Consider the following 6000-nt stretch of genomic DNA (forward strand, 5'->3'; position numbering starts at 1 on the left):
TAGAATGCAATAAAAATACAAGCCAGTTTTACCCTTAGCTTGTACGTCCCGTTTTGATATTAAAAACGATTCTTCTGCCAGTTTTTAACCCGATATATTTTACCACAAAAAAGAGGGATGTGCGACCTTTTTCGCTATCCCTCCCCATTTCACTGTTTTTTCGTAATGTATTTTTGCTTTAATGCATTATGCTCTTCTAATGTTTTTGCATAGTACACTTCACCACTTGGTGCAGCTAAGAAATAATAATAATCTGTTTGCGCAGGTTCTAACGCAGCTTCCACTGAATGTTTACCAGAGTTTGCGATCGGCCCTACCGGCAATCCTTTTACAACATACGTATTGTACGGTGAGTTGACCTTTAAATCTTCGTATAATACACGTTGTTTATGCTTTCCAAGTGCATATAATACCGTTGGATCCGTTTGAAGCGGCATACCTTTCGCTAAACGATTATAAAAGACACTAGAGATCTTTTGACGATCTGTAAAACCAGTTGCCTCTTCTTCAATAAGTGAAGATAATGTTAAAAGCTGATGAACATCCCAGTTCTTCGCTTTCATTTTCGCCTCATTTTGAACAATGATTGCATTTGTTTTCTCAAGCATCGGAATTACGATTTCTTCTAACGTCGTATCTTTCTTATAAAACGAATACGTCGCAGGATATAAATAACCTTCTAATGGGTATTTAATATTACTATCAAAGATTTTATCCGTTAATAACTTCGGATACTTTTGCTGCATTTTTTGAATAAATGCTTTATCGTTTAATTGACGCGTAACATCGTCTTTATTCCACTTTAGTTCTGTCGCAATCGTTTCTGCAATTTCAGTTACTTGCGCTCCTTCTTTGATCGTCACTTTATAAAGAGCTGGACGATGCACGTTGCCAGATGACATTTGTTCAATAACATCTTTAGCATTCATCGAAGGATTTAATAAATATGTACCTGCTTGTAAACTTTTCGATTTAGCCTTTGTATAAAAACTAAAAACTGTACCGTTTTTCACAGCGCCTTTTTCTTCTAAAATTTCTCCAATCTTACTTGTAGATGATCCTTTCGGAATTTCTACTTCAATCTCTTTTTTATTCCCGCTATCAACTGGTCCTAATGCGGATGAAATATACGCATAGACTGAACCACAAACTAAAAGCAGTGCAATAATCGAAAATAAAAAGATGCGTCTACGCTTCTTTTTCACTTGATTCTCTATCAAAACATTTCCTCCTTACTTAATTGTAGACCGTATGTACACCTTTCTATACAGCACGATGTAAAAATGCAACAAATTCACTTATCTTTTTTAATAGACACTTTATTTTTCTACAATCCGTCTCATTATACTACAAAGACTTACACAGTTTCGACAAAAAATCTTTCATTTTACATATAAATACAAAAAAAGATGGACTGTATATCGTCCATCTTTTCAGTACTTATTATTCAGCTTCTTGCTCATCAGCAATAGTGTTGAACGTTTCTTGTACCATTTCCCACTCTTCTTCAGATTCGATTGGAAGTAAAACTCCGCCCTCTTCTTCATTTTGCTCATAAGCCATTGCATCATAAATTGGGTCTCCATCTTCATCTACTTCACCGATTGGAGAGAAGATTACGTATGATTTTTCACCAAATTTTTCAGCATCAAAAGTGAAAATAATTTCACATAAATGTTCGTTACCTTTTTCGTCTACAATTGTAATTTGACGTTCTTCCATTTTGGTCACCTCTTATTTTCTATCTAAAAATCCTTGTAAGATTACGACTGCAGCCATCTTATCGATTACTTGCTTTCGCTTCTTACGGCTTACATCAGCTGAAATGAGTAGACGTTCCGCTGCCATCGTTGACAAACGCTCGTCCCACATTACAACGTCTAATTGTAACAGCTCTCGTAGGTTTTCTGCAAATTGCTGGCACGCTTCACCACGTGGGCCAATTGTACCATTCATATTTTTAGGTAAACCTACTACTATTTTATCCACATCGTACTGCTTTACTAACTCAGAAATACGATCAAAACCAAAGTGACCTCGTTCTTCGTTAATCTTAATTGTTTCTAATCCTTGTGCTGTCCAGCCCATTTCGTCGCTAATTGCAACTCCGACTGTTTTTGTACCTACATCTAAACCTAATATCCGCATAAACTACTCCTCACGATGATGTTTCAAATAAGACTTCACAAGCTCTTCAATGATTTCATCACGTTCAAGCTTGCGAACGATGCTACGTGCATCTTTATGGCGAGGTATGTATGCTGGGTCTCCACTTAATAAATAACCGACGATTTGGTTAATCGGATTATAGCCTTTTTCTTGAAGTGCATCATACACAGTTAAAAGTACATCATTTACATGGACACTCTGTTTTTCATCTTGAATGCTAAACTTCATTGTTTTATCAAAACCGTCCATTTCAAGCACCTCACTTATATAGTAAGTATAGGGAGAAGAACTTCTCCTCTCCCTACCATTGTACACTACTATCTCTTTATTTTGAAACAGATTTAACGTACTCTTGTACAAATGCTAAAGCTTCTTCGACTTGAGCTGGGTTTTTACCGCCTGCTTGTGCCATATCAGGACGGCCGCCACCGCCACCGCCGCAACGAGAAGCTACTTCTTTCACAAGCTTACCAGCATGGTAACCTTGGCTAATTAAGTCTTTCGTTACACCTGCTAGGATGTTTACTTTATCGTCATTAACAGACGCTAATACAACAACTGCTGACTCTAATTTATTTTTTAGATCATCCATCATCGTACGTAAGTTGTTCATATCTGCAACATTTACTTTCGCTGCTAATACATTCACACCATCAACTGTCATTACAGAATCAGTTAAGTTTCCAGCTTCGATATTGCTTAATTTCGCAGCAAGAGATTCATTTTCTTTTTGCAGTTGTTTCACTTCAGCAAATAGACCATCAACCCTTGTTAAAATATCTTTCGGATTTGTTTTCATTTTTCCTGCTGCTTCTTTTAATAAACCTACTTGATCGTTCATTAATTCGTATGCAGACTTACCAGTTACTGCTTCAATACGACGAGTTCCTGCACCGATACCAGACTCAGCAACGATTTTGAAAATACCGATAGAAGCTGTATTATCAACGTGACAACCACCACAAAGCTCTAAGCTGTAATCGCCAACTTGTACAACACGTACAACATCTCCGTATTTTTCACCGAATAATGCCATTGCGCCCATTTCTTTCGCTTCTTCGATTGCTTTTTGAGAAATCTCAACATCAATACTTTCCCAAATTTTCTCGTTTACCATACGCTCAATTTTTTCTAATTCGTCAGCTTGTACTTGACCGAAGTGAGAGAAGTCAAAGCGTAGACGTTCAGAAGTTACAAGAGAACCTGCTTGGTTAACGTGTGTTCCAAGTACGTCTTTTAATGCTTGGTGTAGTAAGTGAGTTGCTGTATGATTTTTTACAACGCTACTACGGTTTTTCGTATCGATAATAGCTTTTACAGCCGCATCTTTCGTTAATGTACCTTCTTCAACAACAACTTTATGCAAGTTTTGACCGTTTGGTGCTTTTTGTACGTCTTTTACAAGAACTTTCACACCATCCGCAAGAAGGTAACCACGGTCTGCAATTTGTCCACCGCTCTCAGCATAGAATGGTGTTACATCAAGCATTAATTGTCCTTCTTCACCAGCTTGTAAACTGTCTGTGTATTCGCCGTTTTTCACAAGTGCAACAACGTTACTTTCTGTTGCAACTGTACCGTAACCAACGAACTCACTCGCTACTTTAACTTCTCCAAGTACACCGCCTTGAACTTGCATTGAGTCAACGTCTTGACGAGCAGCACGTGCACGCTCACGTTGTTTTTCCATTTCATTTTCAAAGCCTTCATGATCAACTGTCATACCAGCTTCTTCTGCATATTCTTCTGTTAATTCGATTGGGAAACCGTATGTGTCATATAGACGGAACGCATCTACTCCAGAAATAACAGTTGTTTTTTCTTCTTTTGCTTTTGTAATAACTTCAGCTAAAATCGCTTCACCATCATGAAGTGTTTCATGGAAACGCTCTTCTTCGTTTTTCACAACTTTCGCAATGAAATCTTTCTTTTCAAGTACTTCTGGATAGAAGTCTTTCATTACTTCTCCAACAACCGGTACTAATTCAAACATGAATGGACGGTTAATGTTTAATTTCTTCGAATAACGAACAGCGCGGCGTAATAAACGACGTAATACATAACCACGGCCTTCGTTAGAAGGAAGAGCACCGTCACCAACAGCAAATGTTACTGTACGGATATGGTCAGCAATTACTTTAAATGCCATATCTTTTTCTAAATCGCCATTACGGTATTTCTCACCAGAAATTGATTCTGTTGCACCAATCATCGGCATGAATAGATCTGTATCAAAGTTCGTAGGCACATCTTGAACGATAGATGTCATACGTTCTAGACCCATCCCTGTATCAATGTTTTTCTTAGGAAGTGGTGTATATGAACCATCTGGATTATGATTAAATTGAGAGAATACAAGGTTCCATACTTCTAAGTAACGCTCGTTTTCTCCGCCTGGATATAATTCTGGGTCACTAAAGTCATTACCGTAAGCTTCTCCGCGGTCATAGAAAATCTCTGTATTCGGTCCACTTGGCCCTTCACCGATATCCCAGAAGTTTTCTTCTAAACGGATAATACGCTCTTTTGGAACACCCATTTTCTCATTCCAAATTGTAAATGCTTCTTCATCTTCTGGATGGATTGTAACTGATAGTAATTCTTTATCGAATCCGATCCATTTGTCGCTCGTTAAGAATTCCCAAGCCCATGTAATTGCTTCTTCTTTGAAGTAATCACCAATTGAGAAGTTTCCTAACATTTCAAAGAATGTATGGTGACGAGCTGTTTTCCCTACGTTTTCAATATCGTTTGTACGAATTGATTTTTGAGCATTTGTAATACGTGGATTTTGTGGGATTACACGCCCATCAAAATATTTTTTTAATGTTGCTACACCACTATTAATCCATAGAAGAGATGGATCTTCATGTGGAACTAGTGATGCACTAGGTTCTACTGCATGTCCTTTTTCTTGGAAAAAGTCTAAAAACATTTGACGAATTTGTGCGCCTGTTAGTTGTTTCATTGTATTTTCCTCCTTAAATATAAAAAACTCCCGCCCCTATAAAAGGGACGAGAGTTAACTCGCGATACCACCCTAATTATGAATTGATTACAATAACAATCAATTCATCACCTCATGGTGCCGTAACGTGGCAAGACGGCAGTGATTAGCTGCTCTCAGGATTAGCTTTCTGTTACCCTTCATTTAAAGCTTCTTTCAGCCATATGGAAGCTTCTCTCTATAAATGGACTGTAACGTACTTGTTCCGTCATTGATTTAATGTATTATATGACTAAATATAATAGAATTCTCTTAAGTTTGTCAATGTAGATAATCATTTATATTGTATTAATCGCTTATTAATCATAGGTATTCTACTATTCATTCTTAACAGCCTTTTCATATATTATGCGTTTATTAATAAATTGGAATCTCCTTACAATAATAATTTATAAAATTTTCTAAATATTACTTTTTTTGCTACAATTAAATTGTTATTAACAAAATAAAGGAGCGATTACAATGACAACCTTACTTAACAAAGCTAAAAACATATTAGCGACTGACGAAACGATATTATTTTACGCAACATGTTCATTAGACATATTTATTTATCGTTCCGTCGCAAGGCCAGGCCTATTGATTTTAACGAACAAAAGGCTATTCTTTTATGGACCAGATGTAAGTAAGAATCCAATATTTGAAGAGTACTCTTTTGCAAAAATTTCTAATCTAAAAGAACAAAAGCGTCTTTTCAACAATCAAATTGTATTTATGTATGATAATGAATGGAAAAAAATAAAACATATTCAAACAAATGATGTGAGCTCCCCATGCCCATCAACTTAAGCCTTTTTACTACCCCCAAGTACAAAAAAACGTTA

The 6000-nt window shown here is 36.7% G+C and carries 6 protein-coding genes and 1 other annotated feature; of the genes, 1 reads left to right on the plus strand and 5 read right to left on the minus strand.

The window, feature by feature from the left end:
- Positions 1-149 precede the first annotated feature (149 nt).
- From mltG to alaS, 5 genes are all read right to left on the minus strand, one after another.
- Entirely contained in the window at positions 150-1220 is a 1071-nt protein-coding gene (gene mltG, locus ACODS7_RS23185; RefSeq protein ID WP_016080216.1) for an endolytic transglycosylase MltG, read from the minus strand.
- Positions 1221-1443: 223 nt separating this feature from the next.
- Positions 1444-1722, minus strand: coding sequence for a DUF1292 domain-containing protein (locus ACODS7_RS23190; RefSeq protein WP_243168908.1), 279 nt, complete (start codon positions 1720-1722; stop codon positions 1444-1446).
- Between the two features lie 12 nt (positions 1723-1734).
- Positions 1735-2148, minus strand: coding sequence for a Holliday junction resolvase RuvX (gene ruvX, locus ACODS7_RS23195; RefSeq protein ID WP_001221190.1), 414 nt, complete (start codon positions 2146-2148; stop codon positions 1735-1737).
- Between the two features lie 3 nt (positions 2149-2151).
- On the minus strand, positions 2152-2418 hold the full coding sequence (locus tag ACODS7_RS23200) for an IreB family regulatory phosphoprotein (protein ID WP_000348591.1): 267 nt from the start codon (positions 2416-2418) through the stop codon (positions 2152-2154).
- Between the two features lie 76 nt (positions 2419-2494).
- Positions 2495-5137 (minus strand): alanine--tRNA ligase, encoded by a 2643-nt coding sequence (alaS, locus tag ACODS7_RS23205; protein WP_016080215.1) that lies wholly within the window; start codon positions 5135-5137, stop codon positions 2495-2497.
- Between the two features lie 40 nt (positions 5138-5177).
- Positions 5178-5397 (minus strand) — a binding site (T-box leader).
- Between the two features lie 241 nt (positions 5398-5638).
- Between alaS and ACODS7_RS23210 the strand changes: the two genes are divergently transcribed.
- Positions 5639-5965, plus strand: a complete 327-nt coding sequence (locus ACODS7_RS23210; RefSeq protein WP_243168907.1) for a PH domain-containing protein — start codon at positions 5639-5641, stop codon at positions 5963-5965.
- Positions 5966-6000 lie beyond the last annotated feature (35 nt).

The sequence above is a fragment of the Bacillus sp. FG16 genome, from assembly GCF_057809515.1.